The 20,628-nt window shown below is 62.4% G+C and carries 17 protein-coding genes and 1 pseudogene; 6 read left to right on the top strand and 12 right to left on the bottom strand.

Annotated features, from left to right (window positions below; all coding sequences use genetic code 11):
- Positions 1-5: 5 nt before the first annotated feature.
- Positions 6-1,400, top strand: a complete 1,395-nt coding sequence (locus tag NPS29_RS21175) for an MFS transporter (protein ID WP_274134912.1) — start codon at positions 6-8, stop codon at positions 1,398-1,400.
- Between the two features lie 9 nt (positions 1,401-1,409).
- Entirely contained in the window at positions 1,410-1,931 is a 522-nt protein-coding gene (locus NPS29_RS21170) for a single-stranded DNA-binding protein (protein WP_274134910.1), read from the top strand.
- A gap of 90 nt (positions 1,932-2,021) precedes the next feature.
- Here NPS29_RS21170 and NPS29_RS21165 read toward each other — a convergent pair whose 3' ends face one another.
- The 5 genes from NPS29_RS21165 to NPS29_RS21145 form a co-directional block, all read right to left on the bottom strand.
- Positions 2,022-2,936, bottom strand: coding sequence for a LysR family transcriptional regulator (locus NPS29_RS21165; protein WP_274134908.1), 915 nt, complete (start codon positions 2,934-2,936; stop codon positions 2,022-2,024).
- A 60-nt stretch (positions 2,937-2,996) separates the two neighbouring features.
- The gene (locus NPS29_RS21160) at positions 2,997-3,929 is read right to left on the bottom strand and encodes an alpha/beta fold hydrolase (protein WP_274134907.1); all 933 of its coding nucleotides are present in this window, start codon (positions 3,927-3,929) and stop codon (positions 2,997-2,999) included.
- Between the two features lie 65 nt (positions 3,930-3,994).
- Positions 3,995-4,669, bottom strand: a complete 675-nt coding sequence (locus NPS29_RS21155; RefSeq protein ID WP_274134905.1) for a glutathione S-transferase family protein — start codon at positions 4,667-4,669, stop codon at positions 3,995-3,997.
- 223 nt (positions 4,670-4,892) lie between these two features.
- The gene (locus NPS29_RS21150; protein ID WP_274134903.1) at positions 4,893-5,369 is read right to left on the bottom strand and encodes a nuclear transport factor 2 family protein; all 477 of its coding nucleotides are present in this window, start codon (positions 5,367-5,369) and stop codon (positions 4,893-4,895) included.
- A gap of 63 nt (positions 5,370-5,432) precedes the next feature.
- Positions 5,433-6,011, bottom strand: coding sequence for a TetR/AcrR family transcriptional regulator (locus tag NPS29_RS21145; RefSeq protein ID WP_274134902.1), 579 nt, complete (start codon positions 6,009-6,011; stop codon positions 5,433-5,435).
- A gap of 237 nt (positions 6,012-6,248) precedes the next feature.
- Here NPS29_RS21145 and NPS29_RS21140 point away from each other — a divergent pair, with 237 nt between their 5' ends.
- Positions 6,249-8,372, top strand: a complete 2,124-nt coding sequence (locus NPS29_RS21140; protein ID WP_274134938.1) for a mechanosensitive ion channel family protein — start codon at positions 6,249-6,251, stop codon at positions 8,370-8,372.
- A 111-nt stretch (positions 8,373-8,483) separates the two neighbouring features.
- Here NPS29_RS21140 and NPS29_RS21135 read toward each other — a convergent pair whose 3' ends face one another.
- Positions 8,484-12,791 carry a DEAD/DEAH box helicase gene (locus NPS29_RS21135; RefSeq protein WP_274134900.1) on the bottom strand — a complete coding sequence of 1,436 codons (4,308 nt, stop codon included), beginning with the start codon at positions 12,789-12,791 and terminating at the stop codon, positions 8,484-8,486.
- A 263-nt stretch (positions 12,792-13,054) separates the two neighbouring features.
- On the opposite strand from NPS29_RS21135, the gene NPS29_RS21130 reads away from it, so the two are divergent.
- Together NPS29_RS21130 and NPS29_RS21125 are read left to right on the top strand one after the other, a co-directional pair.
- Entirely contained in the window at positions 13,055-13,939 is an 885-nt protein-coding gene (locus NPS29_RS21130) for a sugar nucleotide-binding protein (protein ID WP_274134899.1), read from the top strand.
- The gene (locus NPS29_RS21125) at positions 13,932-14,861 is read left to right on the top strand and encodes an NAD-dependent epimerase/dehydratase family protein (protein ID WP_274134897.1); all 930 of its coding nucleotides are present in this window, start codon (positions 13,932-13,934) and stop codon (positions 14,859-14,861) included. The genes NPS29_RS21130 and NPS29_RS21125 overlap by 8 nt, the downstream gene beginning before the upstream one ends.
- A 119-nt stretch (positions 14,862-14,980) precedes the next feature.
- Here NPS29_RS21125 and NPS29_RS21120 read toward each other — a convergent pair whose 3' ends face one another.
- From NPS29_RS21120 to NPS29_RS21100, 5 genes and pseudogenes are all read right to left on the bottom strand, one after another.
- Positions 14,981-15,664: an OmpW/AlkL family protein gene (locus NPS29_RS21120; RefSeq protein WP_274134895.1), complete on the bottom strand. Its 684-nt coding sequence runs from the start codon at positions 15,662-15,664 to the stop codon at positions 14,981-14,983.
- 190 nt (positions 15,665-15,854) lie between these two features.
- Positions 15,855-16,388, bottom strand: a complete 534-nt coding sequence (locus NPS29_RS21115) for a DUF3299 domain-containing protein (protein ID WP_274134893.1) — start codon at positions 16,386-16,388, stop codon at positions 15,855-15,857.
- A gap of 10 nt (positions 16,389-16,398) precedes the next feature.
- Positions 16,399-17,664 (bottom strand): ABC transporter permease, encoded by a 1,266-nt coding sequence (locus NPS29_RS21110; RefSeq protein ID WP_274134892.1) that lies wholly within the window; start codon positions 17,662-17,664, stop codon positions 16,399-16,401.
- A gap of 2 nt (positions 17,665-17,666) precedes the next feature.
- Positions 17,667-18,376 (bottom strand): annotated as a pseudogene (locus NPS29_RS21105) (ABC transporter ATP-binding protein); the annotation flags it as partial.
- A gap of 2 nt (positions 18,377-18,378) precedes the next feature.
- Positions 18,379-18,945, bottom strand: a complete 567-nt coding sequence (locus tag NPS29_RS21100; RefSeq protein WP_274134890.1) for a DUF2796 domain-containing protein — start codon at positions 18,943-18,945, stop codon at positions 18,379-18,381.
- A 238-nt stretch (positions 18,946-19,183) separates the two neighbouring features.
- On the opposite strand from NPS29_RS21100, the gene NPS29_RS21095 reads away from it, so the two are divergent.
- Positions 19,184-19,537: a hypothetical protein gene (locus tag NPS29_RS21095; RefSeq protein WP_274134889.1), complete on the top strand. Its 354-nt coding sequence runs from the start codon at positions 19,184-19,186 to the stop codon at positions 19,535-19,537.
- Positions 19,538-19,672: 135 nt separating this feature from the next.
- Here the strand turns inward: NPS29_RS21095 and trxA are convergent, their stop codons facing one another.
- The gene (gene trxA / locus NPS29_RS21090; protein ID WP_274134888.1) at positions 19,673-20,545 is read right to left on the bottom strand and encodes a thioredoxin; all 873 of its coding nucleotides are present in this window, start codon (positions 20,543-20,545) and stop codon (positions 19,673-19,675) included.
- Between the last annotated feature and the right edge of the window lie 83 nt (positions 20,546-20,628).

Genomic DNA, 20,628 nt, shown 5'->3' with positions numbered 1-20,628 from the left:
CTTCCATGCACGATTCTCACAGCGAGCGCATGAGTGGCAGCGAAACCCGCGCGGCGGGCGGTCTGGCGCTGGTGTTCGCGTTCCGTATGCTTGGCATGTTCATGGTGCTGCCAGTCCTGGCCACCTATGGCATGGACCTGGCAGGCGCAAGCCCGGCACTCATTGGTCTGGCGATTGGCGCCTATGGCCTGACCCAGGCCGTGCTGCAAATCCCGTTCGGCATCATTTCCGACCGCATCGGCCGTCGCCCGGTGATTTACCTGGGCTTGATCGTCTTTGCCTTGGGCAGCGTGCTGGCCGCGCAGTCGACCTCCATCTGGGGCGTCATCGCCGGCCGCATCCTGCAAGGCGCGGGCGCGATTTCCGCAGCCGTGATGGCATTGCTCTCGGACCTGACACGCGAACAGCACCGCACCAAGGCCATGGCCATGATCGGCATGACCATCGGCGTGTCGTTCGCCATCGCCATGGTCGTCGGCCCGATCCTGACCAGCGCTTTCGGTCTCAAGGGGCTGTTCCTAGCGACTGGCGCGATGGCCCTGCTCGGCATCCTGATCGTTGCGTTCGCCGTTCCCAAATCGACAGTCACGTTGCAGCACCGCGAATCGGGGCTTGCCCGACAGGCGCTGGGAGCGACGCTTCGCCATCCGGACCTGCTGCGCCTGGATTTGGGTATCTTTGCGTTGCACGCGATGCTCATGTCCAGTTTCGTCGCGTTGCCGCTGGCACTGGTGGAAAAAGCCGGCCTGCCCAAGGAGCAGCACTGGTGGGTCTACCTGACTGCGCTGCTGATTTCCTTCTTCGCGATGATCCCGTTCATCATCTACGGGGAAAAGAAGCGTCAGATGAAGCGTATTTTACTCGGCGCCGTGATGGTGCTGATGCTCACTGAGCTATTCTTCTGGGAGTTCGGCAACACGCTTCGGGCACTTGTTATCGGCACGGTGGTCTTTTTCACGGCGTTCAACCTGCTGGAAGCATCGCTGCCTTCGCTCATCAGCAAGGTGTCTCCGGCAGGTGGGAAGGGCACGGCCATGGGGATCTATTCCACCAGCCAGTTCCTCGGTTCGGCGGCAGGCGGCATCCTTGGCGGGTGGCTGTTCCAGCATGGTGGGCTCGGGGTGGTGTTCCTCGGCGGCGCCGGTCTGGCCGCCATCTGGCTGGCGTTTGCTGTTACCATGCGCGAACCTCCGTACGTGACCAGCCTTCGCTTGCCATTGTCGCCCGAAGCCCAGCGCGACACAGGCCTTGCCGATCGCGTGTTGGCCGTACGTGGAGTAACAGATGCAGTAGTGGTGGCCGACGAGGCCGCCATCTATATCAAATTTGACAAAGAACTGTTGGATCGGGCGTCTTTCGACGACGTGGTCAATCCAGCGTCGGAAACGGTTGAAGCCTAGGAGAACGTTATGGCCCGTGGGGTTAACAAAGTCATATTGGTCGGCACATGCGGCCAGGATCCCGAAGTTCGCTACTTGCCTAACGGTAACGCCGTGACCAACCTGAGTCTGGCGACCAGCGAACAGTGGACCGACAAGCAAACCGGCCAGAAAGTCGAGAAGACCGAATGGCACCGTGTTTCGATGTTCGGCAAGGTCGCAGAGATCGCCGGCGAGTACCTGCGCAAAGGTTCGCAAGTCTACATCGAAGGCAAGCTGCAGACCCGCGAGTGGGAAAAAGACGGCATCAAGCGCTACACCACTGAAATCGTCGTCGACATGCAAGGCACCATGCAGTTGCTGGGCGGCCGTCCACAGGGCGACGCTCAACAAGGTCAAGGCGGTGGCGGTTACCAGAACTCCGCACCTCGTCCTCAGCAATCGCGTCCGCAGCCAGCTCCTCAGCCACAGCGCGAGTCGCGCCCGGCTCCGCAACAGGCGCCGCAGCCGGCTCCTGATTTCGACAGCTTCGATGACGATATCCCGTTCTGATCCCACCGGATCAACCGCGGTAGCGCCATGAAAAAAAGCCCCCGGCAAGCTCAGCTTCCGGGGGCTTTTCATTTCGGTAAGGTGCATTGATCAGCCAAACCGCACGCCATCCACCAGGCGTTTCGCCAGCCACGGCTGTTTGAGTTTTTCCAGCCACCATCCAAGTGCGCGGCCTTCTTCATCGCCGCGCCAGCCCACGTAGAGGATGTTTGGCTCTCGCGGGTCGGCCATCTGTTTTTCCAGCAACTGGCCGCTTTCCAGTAATGAGCTGACCCGATGACGCGGCAGCCAGCCGACGCCAAGACCCTGAAGCTGGGCGCGGATTTTCGATTGCATGGTGGGGACGGCCAGGGTCTGCTGGCCCCCGGAAACGCCGTATGTCCGGCCCTCGCTGGTACGCGAGGAATCGGCAACGACGATTGCGCGATGTTTCAGGATCGTGGCCCGATCGATACTGCCGGTAACCTTCGCCAAGGGGTGTCTGGGTGAGACGGCGAACACCCAGTCCAGTTGGCCCAGTTGCATCCAGCGCAGTGACGCAATCTTGGGCGGCTCGTTGGTGGCACCAATGACCAGATCGGCCTGGCCGTTTTGCAGCACTTCCCACACACCCTTGAGGACTTCGTGGGTGAAGCGTAATGGCACGCCGGACTCTAGCGCGTCGAACTCCTGGATCACTGGCAGCAGGGTTTCGAACTCCAGCAGCTCGTCGGTGACGATGCGCAGGCGGCTTTCCCAACCGTTGGCCACTTGCTGCACGCGCTGGGTGAGCCGCCCCAGTTCGTGCATCAGGCGTGCGGCTTCCTCGACCAGCAGCTCACCGGCAGGCGTCAGTTGCAGGCGATAACGACGGCGGTCGAAGAGCAGGGCGTCAAAGCGTTCTTCCAGTTGCCGGGCGGCATAAGACACGCTGGAGGGGGCCTTGCCCAAGCGAGCGGCAGCCCGGGAAAGGCTGCCGGTTTCGCGGATAGCGTCGAGCAGGGCGAAGTCGTCAGTGGACAACATGTTCCAATCCTTCGAACGAAAGAGCCTTGCGAGGATAGATCAGGCGCAACGTTTTGGCGCTTAGTTCTTGCTGTCGAGGAAGGCCTGGATCTTCGGCACCACGAACTCAGGCTGCTCTTCCATGATCCAGTGACCGGCTTTGGGCACGACCAGGCCATCTACATGATTGAAGGCTGATGCTGCGTAGGTCTGCATGCTGGCGCCGAAGGACTTCTCACCGCCGATGGCCAGCACTGGCATGTTCAGCTTGCCGACTTTGGCGAAGCGCGCCTGATTGTCGATGGCGTCCTGGGAGAACGCGGCGAATTGATTGAACGCCGAGTGAATGGCGCCGGGGCGAGCGTAAAGCGCGGCGTAGTGGTCGCGGGTCTGTTCGTCGATCTTCGATGGATCGTAGGACATCTCGTTGTAGAAGCGATCCAGATAGATGCGTTCGCGACCGGCCACCAGGCGCTCGACATCCGGCCCGCGGAAGTTGAAGTGCCAGACGCCCTGATTCAGCAGAAACGCCTGCCATTGGCCCAGGCCTGGCAGTGGCGCGTCCATCAGCACCAGGCGGCTGACGCGCTCCGGGTACTGCGAGGTGAAGGCGTAGGCGACCATGTTGCCGATGTCGTGTGCGACCACTTCGGTCGGGCCGATCTTGAGTGAATCCAGCACGCCGGCGATGTCTTTGGCCTGATTCTGTTTGTCGTAGCCGTCGTCAGGGTGGGCGGAAAGGCCCATGCCACGCAGGTCCGGCACGATCACCTGATGGTTTTTCGCAAGTTCCACCGCCAGAGGCTGCCACATGTCGCCGGTGTCGGCGAAGCCGTGCAGCAACACCACCGCCGGGCCGTTACCGCCGACCCGTACATGCAGGGTCGTGCCGTTGGTGGCGATTTCCTTTTCCGTAAAGCTGGCAGGGAAGGATTTGACATCGGCCATGGCGGAAACGGAGGACAGGGCCGAAACAATTGAAGCAAGGGCGAGCGATAAGCTGATCTTGAACATGATGACCTCTGGAGGAAGATGATGTTGTGCTCCGGCCGGTCGAGGGACCGGCCAGAACCTGCGCGTTACTGCGCTTCGTTTTGCGGGAACAGGGCGCGACGGGTTTCTTCGTCGAACTCGGCCTTGAGCACCAGTTTCTCTTTCAGGCCCAGGGCACGTTGCGCGGCAGGGCGTGCGCTGATTTCATCAACCAGGCGTTTGACGTTCGGGTAGCCGCTCAGGCCCGCTTCGCCGAGGATGTAACCGGCGTAGTTGGCCCAGCCCCACAGCGCCATGTCGGCGATGCTGTATTGGTCACCGGCGAGGTAGCGCGAAGTGGCGAGCTTGTTGTCGAGCACTTTGTAGTGACGTTCGACTTCCTTGAAGTAGCGATTGCGGGCGTACGGCAGGGCTTCCGGGGCGTGGTGCAGGAAGTGCACGGCTTGGCCCGAGAAGGGTGACAGACCGGTGGCGATGAACAGCAGCCAGGACAGCAGCTCGGCATTGCCTGCAGCAGTGGTCGGCAGGAAGCGTTGGTGTTTCTGCGCCAGGTACAACTGGATGGCGTGGGAATCGAACACGGTCGCGTCGCCATCGACCAGGGCTGGCACCTTGGCGTTCGGGTTGATCTTGAGGAAGGCGGGCAGGTGCTGTTCGCCCTTGAAGGTGTCCACGCCGATCAGCTCGTAAGGCACTTGCAACTCTTCGAGCAGCAGGGCGACTTTCATCGGGTTCGGCGAAGGGTGGAAATAGAATTTCATGGTGTGGCCTCAGATGATTGGCAAGTGGGTCAGTCGCGAAGGTGCGGCTGAATCTGAGGGCCATGTTGCGCGGATGTCGTTCGAATGACTTACGGGTTATTGCGTGAAAACGTTCGTAAAAGTAGAACGTGTAGCAGCCCGGCCGGGCGGCGCTCCGCTTGCCAGCGGGGGCGATTGATCTGACGCCCCCGCCGGCAAGCCGTGCTGCTACGGGATGGGGTGGTTACAGCCCAAGATCCGACAACCCCGGATGATCATCCGGGCGGCGGCCGAGCGGCCAGTGGAACTTGCGCTCCGATTCCTTGATCGGCATGTCGTTGATGCAGGCAAAGCGGCGGTGCATCAGGCCGTCTTCGTTGAACTCCCAGTTCTCGTTGCCGTAGGAGCGGAACCAGTTGCCCGAGTCGTCGTGCCATTCGTAGGCGTAACGCACGGCGATGCGGTTGTCGGTGAAAGCCCACAGCTCCTTGATCAGCCGGTAATCCAGCTCCTTCTTCCATTTACGGGTGAGGAAATCCTTGGCTTCCTGGCGATTTGTGGCGAATTCGGCGCGGTTACGCCACTGGGTGTCCAGGGTGTAGGCCAGCGAGACTTTCTCGGGATCGCGGCTGTTCCAGCCATCTTCGGCCAGACGAATCTTTTCGATGGCTGACTCACGGGTAAAAGGGGGAAGTGGCGGACGAGTTTGGGCAGTGGACATGGCAGAGCCTCCAGACGGTCAGTGGATACGGCGTTTAGTGGAGCGTTCTTGAAGCGCAGGCCTTCAGCGCGCGTGAGGCAAGGCCTGTTTCAGCAACAGCTGCGCAACGTCCCTTGCGCTGTCGGCGGCCCGGTAGTCCCCCATGACACGAGCCATGGTGATGGCGCCTTCCATCAGGATCAGCAACTGGGTGGCCAGTGCTGACGGATGTTCGATGTTCAGTTGCTCGCACAACTCCTGTGTGTAATCGAGCAGCTTCTGTTTGTGCAGCCTGGCGATCAGCCGGATCGGGTCGTTCGGATCGCCCACTTCGCCTGCGGTGTTGATGAAGGCACAGCCGTGAAACCCTTCGGATTCGAACCAGCCCTTGAGCACCGTGAACATGTTGAGGATTCGCCCCTGGGGCGTTTGCGCCTTGTCGGACTCGGTCCTGAACCACTGCATCCAGCGCACGTCGCGGGCGTTGAGCGCGGCGGCGGCGACTTCGTCCTTGGTGGCGAAGTAACGGTAGATGCTTTTTCTGGCCACGCCCGAGGTCTTCACCAGAAGGTCCATGCCGGTGGCGTGGATGCCGTTCTCGTAGATCAGCCGCTCGGCGGTGGCGAGGATTTTTTCCCGTGTGTCTGTCGTCGGTGTGTTCATGTTTTTAAGGTAGAACGATCGTTCTCCCTGGTCAAGGTGGTTTAAGAAAAATTCCTGCCGACGCGATCAATGGCTGGCGACGCAGATGAAGGTTTTGCCCTCGAAGCGAACTTGCTGGATGAAATTCGATCAGTTCTTTGGGGCGCTGATTTCCCTCAGCCCAAGCCCGCGTTCCTCAACACACAAGGAGTGACCTGCGTTTTGTCGAACTTCAAATCCGTCCTTGTCCTGTGCCTGATGCTTTGCGTCAGCAGTTTTCACGTATCGGCCGCCGACCCTGCACCTGCGGCCAGCACCGCCCAGTCCACCGCGCCGGCAGACCCTGCGCCTGCGGCGGAGCCCGCCAAACCGGAGTTGCTGGTCAAGGGCGGATTGCTGGGTGCCATCAGTTCCAGCATCGACAGCGTCCAGGACAAGCTCGACCTGGATGGCAACCTGATCGACTCCTGGCGCCTGCGTGCCGACCGCGCAGCCGATGAAATCGATACGCTGGTCAGCAAGCCGCTGACCCGGTCACCCTGGAGCATCCTGGGGGACTTCCTCATTCTGTCGGTGGTGTGGATCGGCACCTTCCTGTTGATAAACCGCATTGCCATGTTTGTCGTCGGGCGCCTGTCGCGGCATCGGTTGCTGATAAAACGGGAGCGCACGGTGGGTGTGCTGGGCTACGTGCTGCCGTTCACGCTGCCGGCGCTTGTGTGCCTGCCGCTGACGCTGTACGTCAGTCATTTCATGTCACCTTCGATTGGCCGGGCGCTGGCGCTGTGCTTCGCTTATGCGACCAGCAGCGGTATTTTCTCCACGTCGGTGCTGATGTCGGTGATCGTGCTGTTCAACTCCGGGCACAAACGCCCGGCGGTGAAGATCATTCGGGGTTATGCGCCACACCCACTGTTCATCATCGGATTTCTCGCCGCCCTGAGCGACGCCCTGACCAGCCCGCAGATTTCCCGGCAGTTCGGCGGCAACGTGACCACCAGCATCGCGGCGTTCACCGGGCTCATGGCGTCGGTGATGTTCTGCATTGTCGTCATTCGCATGCGCAGACCGGTGGCGCACCTGATCCGCAATCGGCCTCTGAGCGCGCGCCTGGCCCGACCGGCGCTGCAGCAGACCTTGAAGATTTTCTCGAGCCTGTGGCATTTGCCGATCCTGCTGATGATTCTGGTGTCGGCGGTCAACCTGATCGGTGCCGGCGAAGACAGCCAGGAGGCTCTGCGCTGCGCATTGTTGACCACCGTGCTGCTGATCGGGACGGTGTTTCTCAGCACCCTGTTCCAGCACATGTTCAAACCGGCAGAGGCGCGCACCGAACGGGTCTACAAAGAGCGATTGCTGAGCCTGTTGCACGCGGTACTGCGCATTGCGCTGGCAATCGGGTTCATCGAGATCCTGGGCCGGATCTGGGGCTTCTCGCTGTTCGAGTTCGCCCAACGCAATGCACTGGGCAAGGTCATCAGCGACTCGTTGAGCAGCATCGGGCTGATCTTTCTCGTCACCTGGCTGCTCTGGGTGGTGATGGACACCGCGATCCAGGAAGCACTGAAGCCGCCGACCAACAGCCGGTCCTCTCGCCAGCCCAGCACCCGGGTCAAGACCATCCTGCCGCTGTTGCGCAACGCGATCAAAATCATCCTGGTGGTTATCTGCACCATCACCACCATGGCTAACCTGGGGATCAACGTCGCGCCGCTCCTGGCCGGTGCCGGGGTGGTCGGCCTGGCCATCGGTTTCGGTTCGCAACAATTGGTGCAGGACGTGATTACCGGCCTGTTCATCATTATCGAGGACACCATCTCCATCGGCGACTGGGTGGTGCTGGATTCCGGCCATGCGGGCACCGTGGAGAGCCTGACCATCCGCACCCTGCGCCTGCGCGACGGCAAGGGCTTCGTGCATTCGGTGCCGTTCGGGCAGATCAAGGCCGTGACCAACCAGTCCCGCCAGTTCGCCTATGCGTTCTTCTCGTTCCAGTTCACCTACGATTCGGATGTGGATTCGGCGACCTCGCTGATTCGCGAGGCGGGGCAGGCGGTGTCCGACGACTTCCTGCTGGCCAGCAAGCTGCAAGGGCCGCTCGAGGTGTTCGGGCTTGATCGCATGGACATGAACGGCATTGTGATCACTGCGCAGTTCCGCACCTCGTCGGGCGGGCAGTATGCGGTGAGCCGCGCATTCAACGACAAACTCAAACGCCTTGTGGATAAGTCCACCGACGTGCGTTTCGCGCAGACTTATCCACAACTGGTGATGAGCCCGCACAACGGCCAGTTCTCGCAGATGGACGAGGGCGATGAGCAGCAGGTGTTACCGGGCAAGACGTCGGTGGTGAACAAGGATGGCTCAGAAACCCCGGTTTAGCGCTCCCCCCCGTAGCAGCACGGCTTGCCGGCGGGAGCAGTGTGTCAGCGCCGAAGATGCTGCCTGACACACCGCTCCCGCCGGCAAGCCGTGCTGCTACGGGGAATGGGGCTATCTGAACAAACGGTTCCGTACCTGGAGCATGACCTGCTGCTCCAGTTCGCCCCAATACTGCGGCTTGCCGGCGATGATGGCGGCGATGGGGATGCCGTCGCGGTACACCAGGCGATTGCCCACCACGGCGGGCACCTTGGCGCCGGGCAACAAAGTGCCTGCCAGATTCAGTGGATCGACGCCGCTGACGCCGATCAGGCTGCCGTCCAGTGGCCGCTTGCGGACTTCGCGCAGCAGTGGAATCGCTTCGGGCAAGGCGAATTGTTCGCCCGCAAGCCCGGCGATGAAACGCCCGCCGCGAATGTCGCCCCGGGCTTCCAACCGGTGGAAGGTACGCAGCAGCTCGCGCCAGGTGGGCAGCCAGTCTGCTTCACGCTCCAGCAAGCGCCAGAACACCACGCCGTACCGACGCAGCAAGGTCATGGCGATGTGCTCGAGCGTATCGCTGTCCAGGCTTTGAGCGGATGCCGCCGCGGGCGCCCGGCGTAACAGGGCCCAGCGTCCGGCGTCATCCATGCCGCCGATGAACGCCCCACGATTGCGCCGGCTGGTGTGCGCTGCGCGCTTGCTGGCGGGGGTGATGAGTGCGCGCAGCCCGGCGAAACTGTCGGCGTTGACCAGCCCGGCGCCAACCAGCTCCTGCAAGGCGTTCTCCAGTTCGGTGCGCAGCAGGTGCGCTTCGCTGGTCAGCTCATCGAAGAACATCGCGCCCTGGGTCGAAAGCACCTCATGCACCCGCTGGGCGCGCAACGACAGCTCGGTGGGCGCGGGCTGTTCAGTCAGGCCGCTCCACAAGCGCACCTGTGGGCGCGGCAGCAACACAATCGGCGTACTGCGCAATGCAGCGCTGGCAACCTTGTTGCGGCTGGTCAGACGCATCCACACCACTTTGCCGGACCGACACAGGTCATCCAGCCAGCTCGGGGAATAATCCTTCAAGCGTGCAGGAAGAATGTCGCTGTCCCAGGCGCCGGCGGCTGCGGAAAATCCTTCCAGTTGATCCACCACTTCCGGCAAGGCCGCCTTGCCTTGGCTGAGGGTCGAAGTGGACAGGTGCTGCCAGTCGAACAGAAAACGGGTGAAGTCCTGCAGCGATACCGGCTCGATCTCCCGGCGCAGGCGTTTGACCGTGTAGCGATGGATGCGCGACAGCAGATGCCGCTCGCACCACTGTTCTTCGCTGGCGCCAGGACTGAAGCGGCCGCGCAACACGTAGCCCTGGTTTTCCAGTTGGGCCAGTGCCTGGGCGACATCGCCCCGGGCCATGGCCAGCGGCCCGGCGATGGCGGTAATGGGCAGCGGGCCAAAGCCGCTCAGGCGTGCGCGCAGTAGCTCCACCCGGGCATCGTCTTCATTCCAGGCTTCATCGAAACCGGCGAGCGCGGTCAGTGGCGGATGCATTTCCGCCGTCGGATACAGCGCCTGCAAACAGGTCAGGCGCTCAAGGGGAATCCACAGGGCATTTTCCGGCGTGATTTGCAGACGGGTCGCACGCCCGCAGCGTGCCAGGCTTTCCAGCCACGTCATCCAGCCCTGGTTTTCCCGAGCCTCGGCGCCACTGATGCAGCCCAGGCTCATCAGCGCTTCGTGAATTTCATCGGCGTTCTGCGGTTGCGGCCAGGCTTCCTGACCCACTGCGGTGATGGCATCTGCGTCGAGGGCGCCCAGATCGTCGCTTGATTCAGGGTCGCTCCAGCGCCGGTTGAGCACCGCCTGGGTGCGCCGCTCTTCCAGCGGCGCGTCGTCGAGAAAGCTGTAGGGTTTGGCGCTGAGTATTTCCGCAGCCAGTGGCGAGGGGGCTGGCAGGTCGCGGCTGATCAGGCGCACATCGCCGCTTTCCATGCGCCGCAGCAGCGCTAGCCAGCCATCGGCGTCCATCGCTTCGTGCAGGCAGTCATCAAGAGTCTGCTCGACGAGCGGGTGATCGGGCACTTCGCGCTCTCCTACCAGGTTTTCGAGGCAGGCGATCTGATCGGGAAACACCGTGGCGATCAAATCTTCACTTTTCATGCGCTGAAGTTGCGGCGCGACTTTGCGGCCTCCCGCATAACGCGGCAGGGCCAGCGCCACACCGGCGTTCCAGCGCCAGCGCACGCCGAACAAAGGCGCATCCAGTACCGCTTGAATCAGCAGGTGCTCGGCCGTGTTGGCGTTCAGATAGCGCCAGACTTCATCCAGGGCAAAACTGTGGCTGGTGGACAGCGACAGCACGATGGCGTCTTCGCTGGCGGCGGCCTGCAATTCGAAATTGAAGGTGCGGCAGAAACGCTTGCGCAGCGCCAGCCCCCAGGCCCGGTTGATGCGGCTGCCGAACGGCGTGTGTATCACCAGTTGGGTGCCACCGGATTCGTCGAAGAAGCGCTCCATCACCAGCGTGTCCTGGGACGGCAAGGCGCCAAGGGCCGCGTGGGCGCGCGCCAGGTACTCGACCAGTTGCCCGGCGCTGTCGGCGTTGAGGCCCAGGGTGTTCATGAGCCAGTCGATGCAGGGCCTGAGGTTGCCAGGATGCTCGCTCAACTGTTGGTCGATCCCGGCCTGCAAGCGGGCGACGGCAAAGGACAGTTCATCGCTGCGCCCGGGCGCCTCTCCCAGCCAGAACGGGATGTTGGGCGGCATGCCTTGGGCATCTTCAACCCGCACCCGGCCTGCCTCGATGCGCAGGATACGGTACGAAGTATTGCCCAGCTGGAAGATATCGCCGGCGATGCTTTCCACCGCGAAATCCTCGTTGACCGTGCCGATGTTCAGCGCCTGGGGTTCGAGGATCACGCTGTAGTCGGCGTTGTCCGGAATGGTCCCGCCGCTGGTGACGGCGGTGAGTTTGCTGCCCCGTCGCCCGCGCAGCGTCTGGCTCACGGCGTCACGGTGCAGATAAGCGCCGCGCACGCCCTGACGCCCGCTGTAGCCCTCGGCCAGCATGGCGAGCAGCGCCTGATAGTGGCCTTCATCGACCTCGGCGTAAGGCGAGGCCTTGCGAAACATTGCCAGCAGGGCCTGCTCTTGCCATTCCTGGCAACTGACCTCAGCGATGATCTGTTGCGCCAGCACGTCCAGTGGCGCCTGGGGAATCAACAGGGTGTCCAGTTCGCCACGGCGTACGCAGTCCAGCAACGCGGCGCATTCGATCAGATCGTCGCGGGAAATGGCGAACAGGCGGCCTTTGGGCGTGCCGCCGACGTGGTGCCCGGAGCGGCCGACTCTCTGCAGGAAGGCTGCGATGGAGCGTGGCGAACTGATCTGGCAGACCAGGTCCACATCACCGATGTCGATGCCCAACTCCAACGAGGCGGTGGCGATCAGCACCTGCAGATCGCCGCGCTTGAGCCGTTGCTCGGCATCGAGGCGCTGCTCCTTGGCGAGGCTGCCGTGATGGGCTGCCACCGCGTCTTTGCCCAGACGCTCGCTCAAATGCCGGGCCATGCGCTCGGCGAGGCGTCGGGTATTGACGAATATCAGCGTGGTGCGGTGTTCGCGGGCAAGGTCGGCGAGCCTGTCGTAGACCCGTTCCCAGACATCGTTGGCCATCACCGCCGTCAGCGGCACGGGCGGCACTTCGATGGCCAGGTCGCGAGGCCGGGCATGGCCGATATCGACAATGGCGCATGGCCGGCTGACCGGATCGCTGCCCACCAGAAAGCGCGACACTCGCTCGATGGGCTTCTGCGTGGCCGACAGGCCGATCCGCAGCAACGGCGTGTCACACAACGCCTGCAAACGCTCAAGACTCAATGCCAGATGGCTGCCACGCTTGCTGGCGGCGATGGCGTGGATCTCGTCGACGATCACGGTTTGCGTACTCGACAACATGCGCCGGCCTGAATCCGAACCGAGCAGCACGTAGAGCGATTCGGGCGTGGTCACCAGAATATGCGGCGCCCGCTTGCGCATCGCCGAACGCTCTTTCTGCGGGGTGTCGCCGGTGCGCACTGCGGTGGTGATACGCAGCCCCGGCAGGCCTTGCTGTTCGAGCTGTTCGGTGATGCCCGCCAGCGGTTGCGCAAGGTTGATCTGGATGTCGTTGGACAGCGCCTTGAGGGGCGAGACGTAGACCACGAAGGTCTGCTCGGGCAGTTCGCCGCCTGCTTCAAGGCCCTGATGGACCAGGTCATCGATCACCGCCAGAAATGCAGTCAGGGTCTTGCCGGAGCCGGTGGGCGCGGCGATCAGCGTGGATTGGCGCTGTTTTATCAACGGCCACGCCTGGGCCTGAGCCGGCGTGACAGCGGCAAATCGGCTGGTGAACCATGCGCTGACCGCCGGGTGGAAGGCTGCGAGCACAGTGTCCAGGGGCTTGAGAAGGTTCATGAATGAGTTTATGCGGGCACCGGGCGACAGATGCAAGTCCCTGTGATCGGTGTCACGCCTTCTGCAGGAGCGCGCTTGCCCGCGACGGCGTTGTATCAGTCAATGTATTGATGGCTGGAGAAACGCAGTCGCGGGCAAGCGCGCTCCTACAGTCCAAGAGGCCAAGGCCCGGTTGTTGGGCGAAACTGCTACAACGTGCTATGTTTGCGGCCGTTTTTCACCTATTTTTCTAATTGATTTCCAGGACCGAGCCTGCTGACTCTATGCGAATGCGCCTTATGCTGTTGGGCGGTGGGAATGCCCTCGGGCAGGCGTTGATCCGTCTGGGTGCCGAGGAGGACATTGGCTTCCTCGCGCCGCGTCCACCGCAAGACGGTTGGGATGCGGCAAGCCTGACGCAACTGCTCGATGACACCCGCCCGGATGCCTTGATCAATCTGGCTTACTACTTCGACTGGTTTCAGGCGCAGGATGTGAGCAGTGAGAGGCTGGACAACCAGGAACGCTCCGTCGAGCGTCTTGCTGAATTGTGCCAGCATCACAATATCGTTCTGCTCCAGCCATCCAGCTACCGAGTGTTCGATGGCTCGCGCGCGACCGCCTACAGCGAAAAAGACGAACCCGTGCCCCTGGGCGCCCGCGGCCAGGCGTTGTGGCGGATCGAGCAGAGCGTTCGCGCCACTTGTCCGCAACATGTGCTGCTGCGTTTCGGCTGGCTGCTCGATGACAGTGCCGATGGCGTGCTGGGGCGCTTTCTGGAGCGCGCCGAGCGGCTTGATGAAATCCTGATGGCCGACGACCGCCGGGGCAACCCGACGCCGGTGGACGACGCCGCACGCGTCATCATTTCAGTGCTCAAGCAGCTCGATTGTGCCGCGCCGCTGTGGGGCACCTATCACTACGCCGGTCACGAAGCCACGACGCCGCTGGCGCTGGGCCAGGCGGTGCTCACCGAAGCCCGCCTGCTGCGTGAGCTGAAGGTCGAGGCACCCACCGCCCAGGCCCACGCCGCCAGCCCCGACGTGACCGACGAGCCGCAGAACGCAGTGCTGGCCTGCAAGAAAATCCTTCATACCTTTGGTATCAAACCCCGCGCCTGGCGTGCCGGTTTGCCCAGCCTACTGGATCGCTACTACCGTCATGTCTGATGCACCTGTTCTCATCACCGGTGGTGCCGGGTTCATCGGCTCGCATCTGGTCGACGCCCTGCTGGCCAAGGGATACGCGGTGCGAGTGCTCGACGACCTGTCCACCGGCAAGCGCAGCAACCTGCCGCTGGACAACCCGCGAGTCGAGCTGATTGAGGGCGACGTCGCCGATGCCGCGCTGGTGGCTCGCGCGGCTGTGGGCTGCCAGGCAGTGGCGCATCTGGCCGCAGTGGCTTCGGTGCAGGCCTCGGTGGATGACCCGGTCAAGACGCACCAGAGCAATTTCATCGGCACGCTGAATGTCTGCGAGGCCATGCGCCAGGCGGGCATCAAGCGCGTGGTGTTTGCCTCCAGTGCGGCGGTGTATGGCAACAATGGCGAAGGCCAGGCCATCACCGAGGACACCCCCAAGGCGCCGCTGACGCCTTACGCGTCGGACAAGCTGGCCAGTGAGTACTACTTCGACTTCTACCGTCGTCAGCACGGGCTGGAACCGGTGGTGTTTCGCTTCTTCAACATCTTCGGCCCGCGTCAGGATCCTTCCTCGCCCTACTCGGGCGTGATCAGCATCTTCGCTGAACGCGCAGAGAAGGGGCTGCCGATTTCGGTGTTTGGCGATGGCGAACAGACCCGGGATTTCTTCTACGTTGAAGACCTGGTGGACCTGGTGGTGCAGGGGTTCGAGAAGGATTCGGTGGAAGAGGGCGCGGTCAACGTCGGGCTCAACGCCACTACGTCGCTGAACCAGTTGCTGGCGGCCTTTGGCGAGGTGGTGGGCGATCTGCCTGCGGTGACCAACCTGCCGGCGCGTTCGGGGGACATCAAGCATTCCCGGGCGGATAACCAGAGGTTGCTGGAGCGGTTCACGGTTGCCACGCCTACGCCTTTGAAAGTCGGCTTGGCGCGGCTGTTGGGACGCTGAACTCCTCTTCCCATAGCAGCACGGCTTGCCGGCGGGAGCAGTGTGTCAGACAGCATATTCGTTGCTGCCTCACCGCTCCCGCCGGCAAGCCGTGCTGCTACGGGGTCGATTTCAACCAGTCAGAACTTGTAACCCAACCCCACCATGTAGACCCACGGATCAATGTCCACGTCCACCTTGGTCTTGCCCACGCTCAAGGCGGACGGGCCGTCGACGGTGGCCTTGGTGTCGATGTCGATGTACCAGATCGAGGCGTTGAGCATGACGCGGTCGGTGAGCATGTAATCCATGCCGATCTGCCCGGCCAGGCCTACCGAGTCCTTGAGTTTCAGGTTGCTGAAGCCCTGCTGCTTGCGCTCGCCGGTGAGGTCGTTGTTGAAGAATTTGGTGTAGTTCAGGCCGATGCCGGCGTAGGGCTGAAACTTCGACGAACTGTCCATCGGGTAGTACTGCAGCGACAGGGTCGGCGGCAGTTGCTTGACGTCCGCCAGCTTGCCGTCCAGGCCCGGGCCGAGGCCTTTGACGCCGATGGTGTGGCTGAACGGCGTGGCGGCGAGCAGTTCCAGACCCAAGTGGTCGCTGAGCATGTAGGCGAAAGTCAGGCCCAGTTGCGTCGAGTTGTCAGCAGTGGCTTTGGTGCCGGCGACCTTGGTGCCGTCCAGTTTCAGGTTGCCGCTGTCTTCGTTGGGAACGACACGCGCGGCACCGGCGCGCACGATGATGTCGCCGGTCTGGTGCGCCTCGGCGACAGGGGCAAGTAGAGCGAGCGCAACGAGCGGCGCGCCGAGGAGAGACTTGTTCATGGGGGCTCCGTAAAGGCATTAAAAAGGGATGCCTTATGTTACGAAGCGTCTGGAACAGGGGTTTTGACCTGGCTCAACGAAAGCGCGATTAGCCTTATCGCGAGCAAGCTCACTCCTGCAACTGACCGCGCTCCCCTGTAGGAGTGAGCTTGCTCGCGATGACGGTCACCCAAACGAAGAGCATCTGGACCTACTGATCAGGCAGTTCGTACACCAGAATCTTGTCCGCTTCCATCTGATACCCGGCATCGGCCAGTTCGCTGCTGGACGCCTTGACCTGTATCGGCCCTTCGATCCAGTACGGCTGGTACAGCTCGTCCACCTTCACCCCCAGCTCACTGGTGACGTGCACGATCTGGTTCGGTGGCGGTGGCGGGACGTGAATACAGGCGCCGAAGTACGGCACCAGCAGAAACTCGATCACGCGGCCTTCTTCACTGACTTCCAGCGGCACGATGTACCCCGGCAGCCGCACCATCTGGCCGTCCAGCGCCTTGACAACCGGCGCGTGGGGCGCCAATTGGTGTGCGGCGGGCGCGGATTCCACTGACAGGGTGTCGGCCATTTTCGACAGGTCGTGGATCGGCGCGGTGATGAGCTTCACCGGCGGCGCGTCGGGCGGGATCATCTCCTGCCAGGTCAGCACCCGCACGTCCTGCGCCCACGCCGAGGTCGCGACCAGCATCGACAGAACCGCGCCCATCAGCATCCAGCACCTGCGCATCAACATACCCTCACAGACGAATCGACAAACCGTCGGACAACGACTGGCGATAGGCGCGCCACGCAGGCACGGTGCCCATCAACAGCGCCGCGCACAGAATGCCGCCCAACAGCGTCCATTCATAGGTGCTCGGCAGCGACAGCGGCAAGTACAGGCCATAGTTGGCCTGCACGTAACCCTGCGCCGCCGCGATGCCGATGTACAGCAGCGCCAGCCCGCTCACCGAGCCTGCCAGCGCCAGGGCGAAGGCTTCCAGAACCAGCAGGCTTGCGACATGCCAGGGCCTGGCGCCCACTGAGCGCAGAATCGCCATCTCGCGCCGGCGCTCGTTGAGGCTGGTCAGGATGGCCGTGAGCATGCCGATCAGGCCGGTCAGCACCACGAACAGAGAGATCACGAACAGGGCTTTTTCCGCCGTACCCATCAGGCTCCACAACTCTTGCAGCGCCACGCCGGGCAGGATCGCCAGCATCGGTTCGCCGCGGAATTCGTTGATCTCACGCTGCAAGGCGAAGGTCGAAATCTTGCTGTTCAAGCCGAGCATGAAAGCGGTGATGGCCGTGGGCGTCAGGTCCATGTTGCGCGCCTGATCGGCGCTGATACGCCCGGCGCCCTGGGCGGGAACGCCGTTGTGCCAGTCGATGTGAATCGCTTCCATGCCGCCCAGGCTGATGTGCAGCGTGCGGTCCACCGGTGTACCGGTGCGCTTGAGAATTCCGACCACGGTGAAGGGCTTGTCGTCATGCTTGACCAGGCTCACCGTCGCCACGCCGTGGGCCAGTACCAGCTTGTCGCCGAGTTTGTAGTGCAGGGCCTCGGCGACTTCGGCACCGAGCACCACTTCGAACGGATCGGTGGCGAAAGGGCGCCCATCAGCCAGCTCCAGATGCTGCTGGCGGCCATATTGGTAGTGCTCGAAATAGGCTTCGGTGGTGCCCATGACGCGATAGCCGCGATGGCTGTCGCCCAGGGAAATCGGGATCGCCCACTTCACCTGCTTGCTGCCCGCAAAGTGTTCGAAGCTGTCCCAACGAATGTTGTTGGTGGCGTTGCCGATGCGGAACACCGAATACAGCAGCAGGTTCACCGAGCCGGAACGGGCACCGACGATCAGGTCCGTGCCGCTGATGGTGCTGGCGAAGCTGGCACGGGCTTCGGTGCGCACCCGTTCCACTGCCAGCAGCAGGCAGACCGACAGGGCAATGGCGAATGCGGTGAGAAAGGCGGTGAAACGGCGGTTGGCGAGGCTGGCCAGCGCCAGGCGAAGAAGATACATCTCAAACCTCTGGGGCGACGGCGGCGCGATTGAGTTCGGCCAGCGACAGGTTGCGGTCGAACAGCGGCGCCAGGCTCTGATCGTGGCTGACGAACAACAGGCTGGCACCGGCCTCGCGGCATTCGGCGAACAGGAGCTGAATGAATGCCTCGCGGGCATCGGCGTCGAGCGCTGAGGTGGGCTCGTCGGCGATCACCAGTTCCGGCTGGCCGATCAGCGCACGGGCTGCAGCGACACGCTGCTGCTGGCCAATGGACAGGGAATCGGCACGACGCCCCAGCAACGCCGGATCTTTCAGACCCAGGTGAGCGAGCAGGGTGGCGGCGGCCTGAACGACGCTGCCGTGGCGCTGGGTCGCCCGCTGCGCACGCAGCTTTGAGAAGTGGCAGGGCAGCTCGACGTTTTCCCGCACCGACAGAAACGGCAGCAAATTGAATTGCTGGAAAATGTAACCGGTGTGATCGACGCGAAAGCGGTCGCGAGCGCCCGCCGACAACTGCGCCAGTTCCTGACCGAGCAGGCGGATGCTGCCACGATCAGGTTTCTGCACACCGCCCAACAGGCCCAGCAACGTGGTTTTGCCACTGCCGCTGGGGCCCTTGAGGAACAGGGTTTCGCCCGGTTCCAGGCGAAACGCAGGAATGTCCAGCAGCGGCTCATGACCGGGCCAGGCAAAGCCCAGATCGGACAGTTCGATAAGCGCCTGGGTCATGTTCAGAACTTGACCACTGGGTTGCTCGGACGCACTTCTGCGCCCATCTGGCGTTTTGGCGTGACCAGTTGAACCTGGATGGTCTGGGTCGCCGGGAAGCTGGTGAACAGCTGGGTCAGGTCCAGCTTGTTCAACACCGCAGGCACGCTACAGGTGAACTGGTAGTGGCCGTGGATTTCGCTGTGCTCGTGCTCATGTTCGTCGGCATCGCCGTCGTCGTCCTTGTCACCGAACAGCGGGCTTTCCAGCTTCGCCTTGACCACAGTGCAACCTGCGGCTTCCGGAATGCTGAACAGGCCATGGGGCTTGAGCAGGGTTTCGCGGGCCAGCGCCAGTTTCATCTTGTCGGCATCGGTGGTTGCCGCGTGCTCGAAGCCGACGATGTTCATGGCCGGGGTATCCAGTTCCAGCTCCAGCGTGCGGCCATCGAGCGCCAGGTCCAGACGCGCAACGCCATGCACATGCGCGCCGAGGCTGCCATGCTCATGATCGTGGTCATGTTCGTCAGCAGCGTGGGCGAAGGTCAGCGGCAGCAACGCGAAGGGCAGGGCGAGTAACAGACGACGCATGGAGGGCTCCGGAGAAGTGTTAGAAAATTGTTATGTAATCTTATAACAATATTTGTTGGCGTTTCTTAACTTTTTCGATAGGCACTTGTAGGAGCGTGCTTGCCCGCGACGGCGTTCTTTCATCCACATCTGTGTTGCTGACCCACCGCAATCGCGGGCAAGCGCGCTCCTACGGGTAATGGCGTCTGCCGCGAATCCTGTGGGACCATGCCACACCGCCAATCAGAGGACACACAAAATGTTGCGAATCCGTGGAACCGTTGGCGATGTGCCGGTGGATCTGACTGTGGAAATGGACGACAGCGATTGGGCCAAACTGGGCGCGCAGCTCGGCGTCCAGGCAGAGAACAAACCTGCGGCTGACCCTGTCGCCAAGCCGCTGGCCAGCCGCAACGATGCCGCGTGGGACATCGCCCAGGAACTGCTGCGCAAGGCCGGGCATTTGAGCGGGCCGGATCTGCTGGGGCAGCTTGAAGGGTTGGCGGGCAGCACGGCGGCGGGCAAGCGCCTGATGGTGCGCATGCGCCACAGCGCCAACGTCAGGGTCGAGAGCCATGGCGATGCGCCGGAGTATTACTGGGTTGAATCCTGAATCTTTTTGGGGCTTATGCACACCGTTTCCCCTGTAGGAGTGAGCTTGCTCGCGATGGCGGTGTATCAGACGCAAATTGTTCGTCTGGGACAACGCAATCGCGAGCAAGCTCACTCCTACAAGGTTGAGTGCATCTCAATACAGCGCAGCAAACAGCTTGCGGCGGTAGGTGGTGACCAGCGGGTGGTCGTTGCCCAGCAGATCGAACACCTGCAGCAGCGTCTTGTGCGGCTGGCCTTCGTTGTAGTTGCGGTTGCGGATGAACAGCTTCAACAGGCCGTCCAGCGCAGCTTCGTACTGCTGGCGCGAAAGCTGGTGAATCGCCAATTGGTACACGGCTTCATCGTCCTGCGGGTTTTGCGCAAGGCGGGTCTTGAGGTCAGCTGCGTCCGGCAGGACTTTCGCTTCACCCAGGAAGGTCAGTTGCGCCTTGGCACCGGCCAGCGCTGCCTTGTGCTCGTCGCCCTTGACCGCATCCAGCACAGTCCGCGCTTCAGCCAGTTCACCACGTTCAGCCAGGCAGCGCGCGTACAGAATCAGCGCGGCAGCGTTGGTGTTGTCTTCGGTGAGAATGGTCTGCAGCACCGCTTCCGCTTCCGCGAAATGGCTCTCGGCGAACATCGCCTGGGCGGTCTGCAAGGGATCGCCCGCAGCCGGTGGCGGCATTTGCACATGGGGTTCGAGCAGTTTGCGGATTTCCGATTCAGGCTGCGCACCGGCAAAGCCGTCAACCGGCTGGCCGTCCTTGAACAGCACCACGGTCGGCAGGCTGCGAATGCCGAAGCGGCCGACGATGTCCTGCTCGGCATCGCAGTCGACCTTGGCCAGCAGCAGCTCGCCCTGGTAGCTCTCGGCGATCTGTTGCAGCAGCGGCATCAGCACCTTGCACGGCGCGCACCACTCGGCCCAGAAATCCACCAGCACGGGTTTGTGAAAGGAGTTTTCGATAACCAACTGATCGAAAGTGGCGGTGGTCGCATCGAAGATGTACGGCGTTTCCTGGCTCATCGCAAGTCTCGAAAAAAGGCTCAATGGCGGCAACTATAAAGGGCTGTCGCGTATTCCACCAAACCTGTAGGAGCGCGCTTGCC

Origin of the sequence: Pseudomonas putida, from assembly GCF_028682175.1 — a bacterium.
Taxonomy (GTDB): Bacteria; Pseudomonadota; Gammaproteobacteria; order Pseudomonadales; family Pseudomonadaceae; genus Aquipseudomonas; species Aquipseudomonas putida_AD.
The sequence above is the reverse complement of the archived record's forward strand: the minus strand, read 5'-3'. Positions and strand labels throughout refer to the sequence as shown.

Bases quoted from the DNA above. Each gene is read 5' to 3' on its own strand.
- NPS29_RS21115 (WP_274134893.1), bottom strand. From the start codon at position 16,388: ATGCGCAGGTGCTGGATGCTGATGGGCGCGGTTCTGTCGATGCTGGTC.
- NPS29_RS21130 (WP_274134899.1), top strand. From the start codon at position 13,055: ATGCGAATGCGCCTTATGCTGTTGGGCGGTGGGAATGCCCTCGGGCAG.
- NPS29_RS21120 (WP_274134895.1), bottom strand. From the start codon at position 15,664: ATGAACAAGTCTCTCCTCGGCGCGCCGCTCGTTGCGCTCGCTCTACTT.
- NPS29_RS21140 (WP_274134938.1), top strand. From the start codon at position 6,249: ATGCTTTGCGTCAGCAGTTTTCACGTATCGGCCGCCGACCCTGCACCT.
- NPS29_RS21110 (WP_274134892.1), bottom strand. From the start codon at position 17,664: ATGTATCTTCTTCGCCTGGCGCTGGCCAGCCTCGCCAACCGCCGTTTC.
- NPS29_RS21155 (WP_274134905.1), bottom strand. From the start codon at position 4,669: ATGAAATTCTATTTCCACCCTTCGCCGAACCCGATGAAAGTCGCCCTG.
- NPS29_RS21135 (WP_274134900.1), bottom strand. From the start codon at position 12,791: ATGAACCTTCTCAAGCCCCTGGACACTGTGCTCGCAGCCTTCCACCCG.
- NPS29_RS21150 (WP_274134903.1), bottom strand. From the start codon at position 5,369: ATGTCCACTGCCCAAACTCGTCCGCCACTTCCCCCTTTTACCCGTGAG.
- NPS29_RS21175 (WP_274134912.1), top strand. From the start codon at position 6: ATGCACGATTCTCACAGCGAGCGCATGAGTGGCAGCGAAACCCGCGCG.
- NPS29_RS21170 (WP_274134910.1), top strand. From the start codon at position 1,410: ATGGCCCGTGGGGTTAACAAAGTCATATTGGTCGGCACATGCGGCCAG.
- NPS29_RS21100 (WP_274134890.1), bottom strand. From the start codon at position 18,945: ATGCGTCGTCTGTTACTCGCCCTGCCCTTCGCGTTGCTGCCGCTGACC.
- NPS29_RS21145 (WP_274134902.1), bottom strand. From the start codon at position 6,011: ATGAACACACCGACGACAGACACACGGGAAAAAATCCTCGCCACCGCC.
- NPS29_RS21165 (WP_274134908.1), bottom strand. From the start codon at position 2,936: ATGTTGTCCACTGACGACTTCGCCCTGCTCGACGCTATCCGCGAAACC.
- NPS29_RS21160 (WP_274134907.1), bottom strand. From the start codon at position 3,929: ATGTTCAAGATCAGCTTATCGCTCGCCCTTGCTTCAATTGTTTCGGCC.
- NPS29_RS21095 (WP_274134889.1), top strand. From the start codon at position 19,184: ATGTTGCGAATCCGTGGAACCGTTGGCGATGTGCCGGTGGATCTGACT.
- NPS29_RS21125 (WP_274134897.1), top strand. From the start codon at position 13,932: ATGTCTGATGCACCTGTTCTCATCACCGGTGGTGCCGGGTTCATCGGC.
- trxA (WP_274134888.1), bottom strand. From the start codon at position 20,545: ATGAGCCAGGAAACGCCGTACATCTTCGATGCGACCACCGCCACTTTC.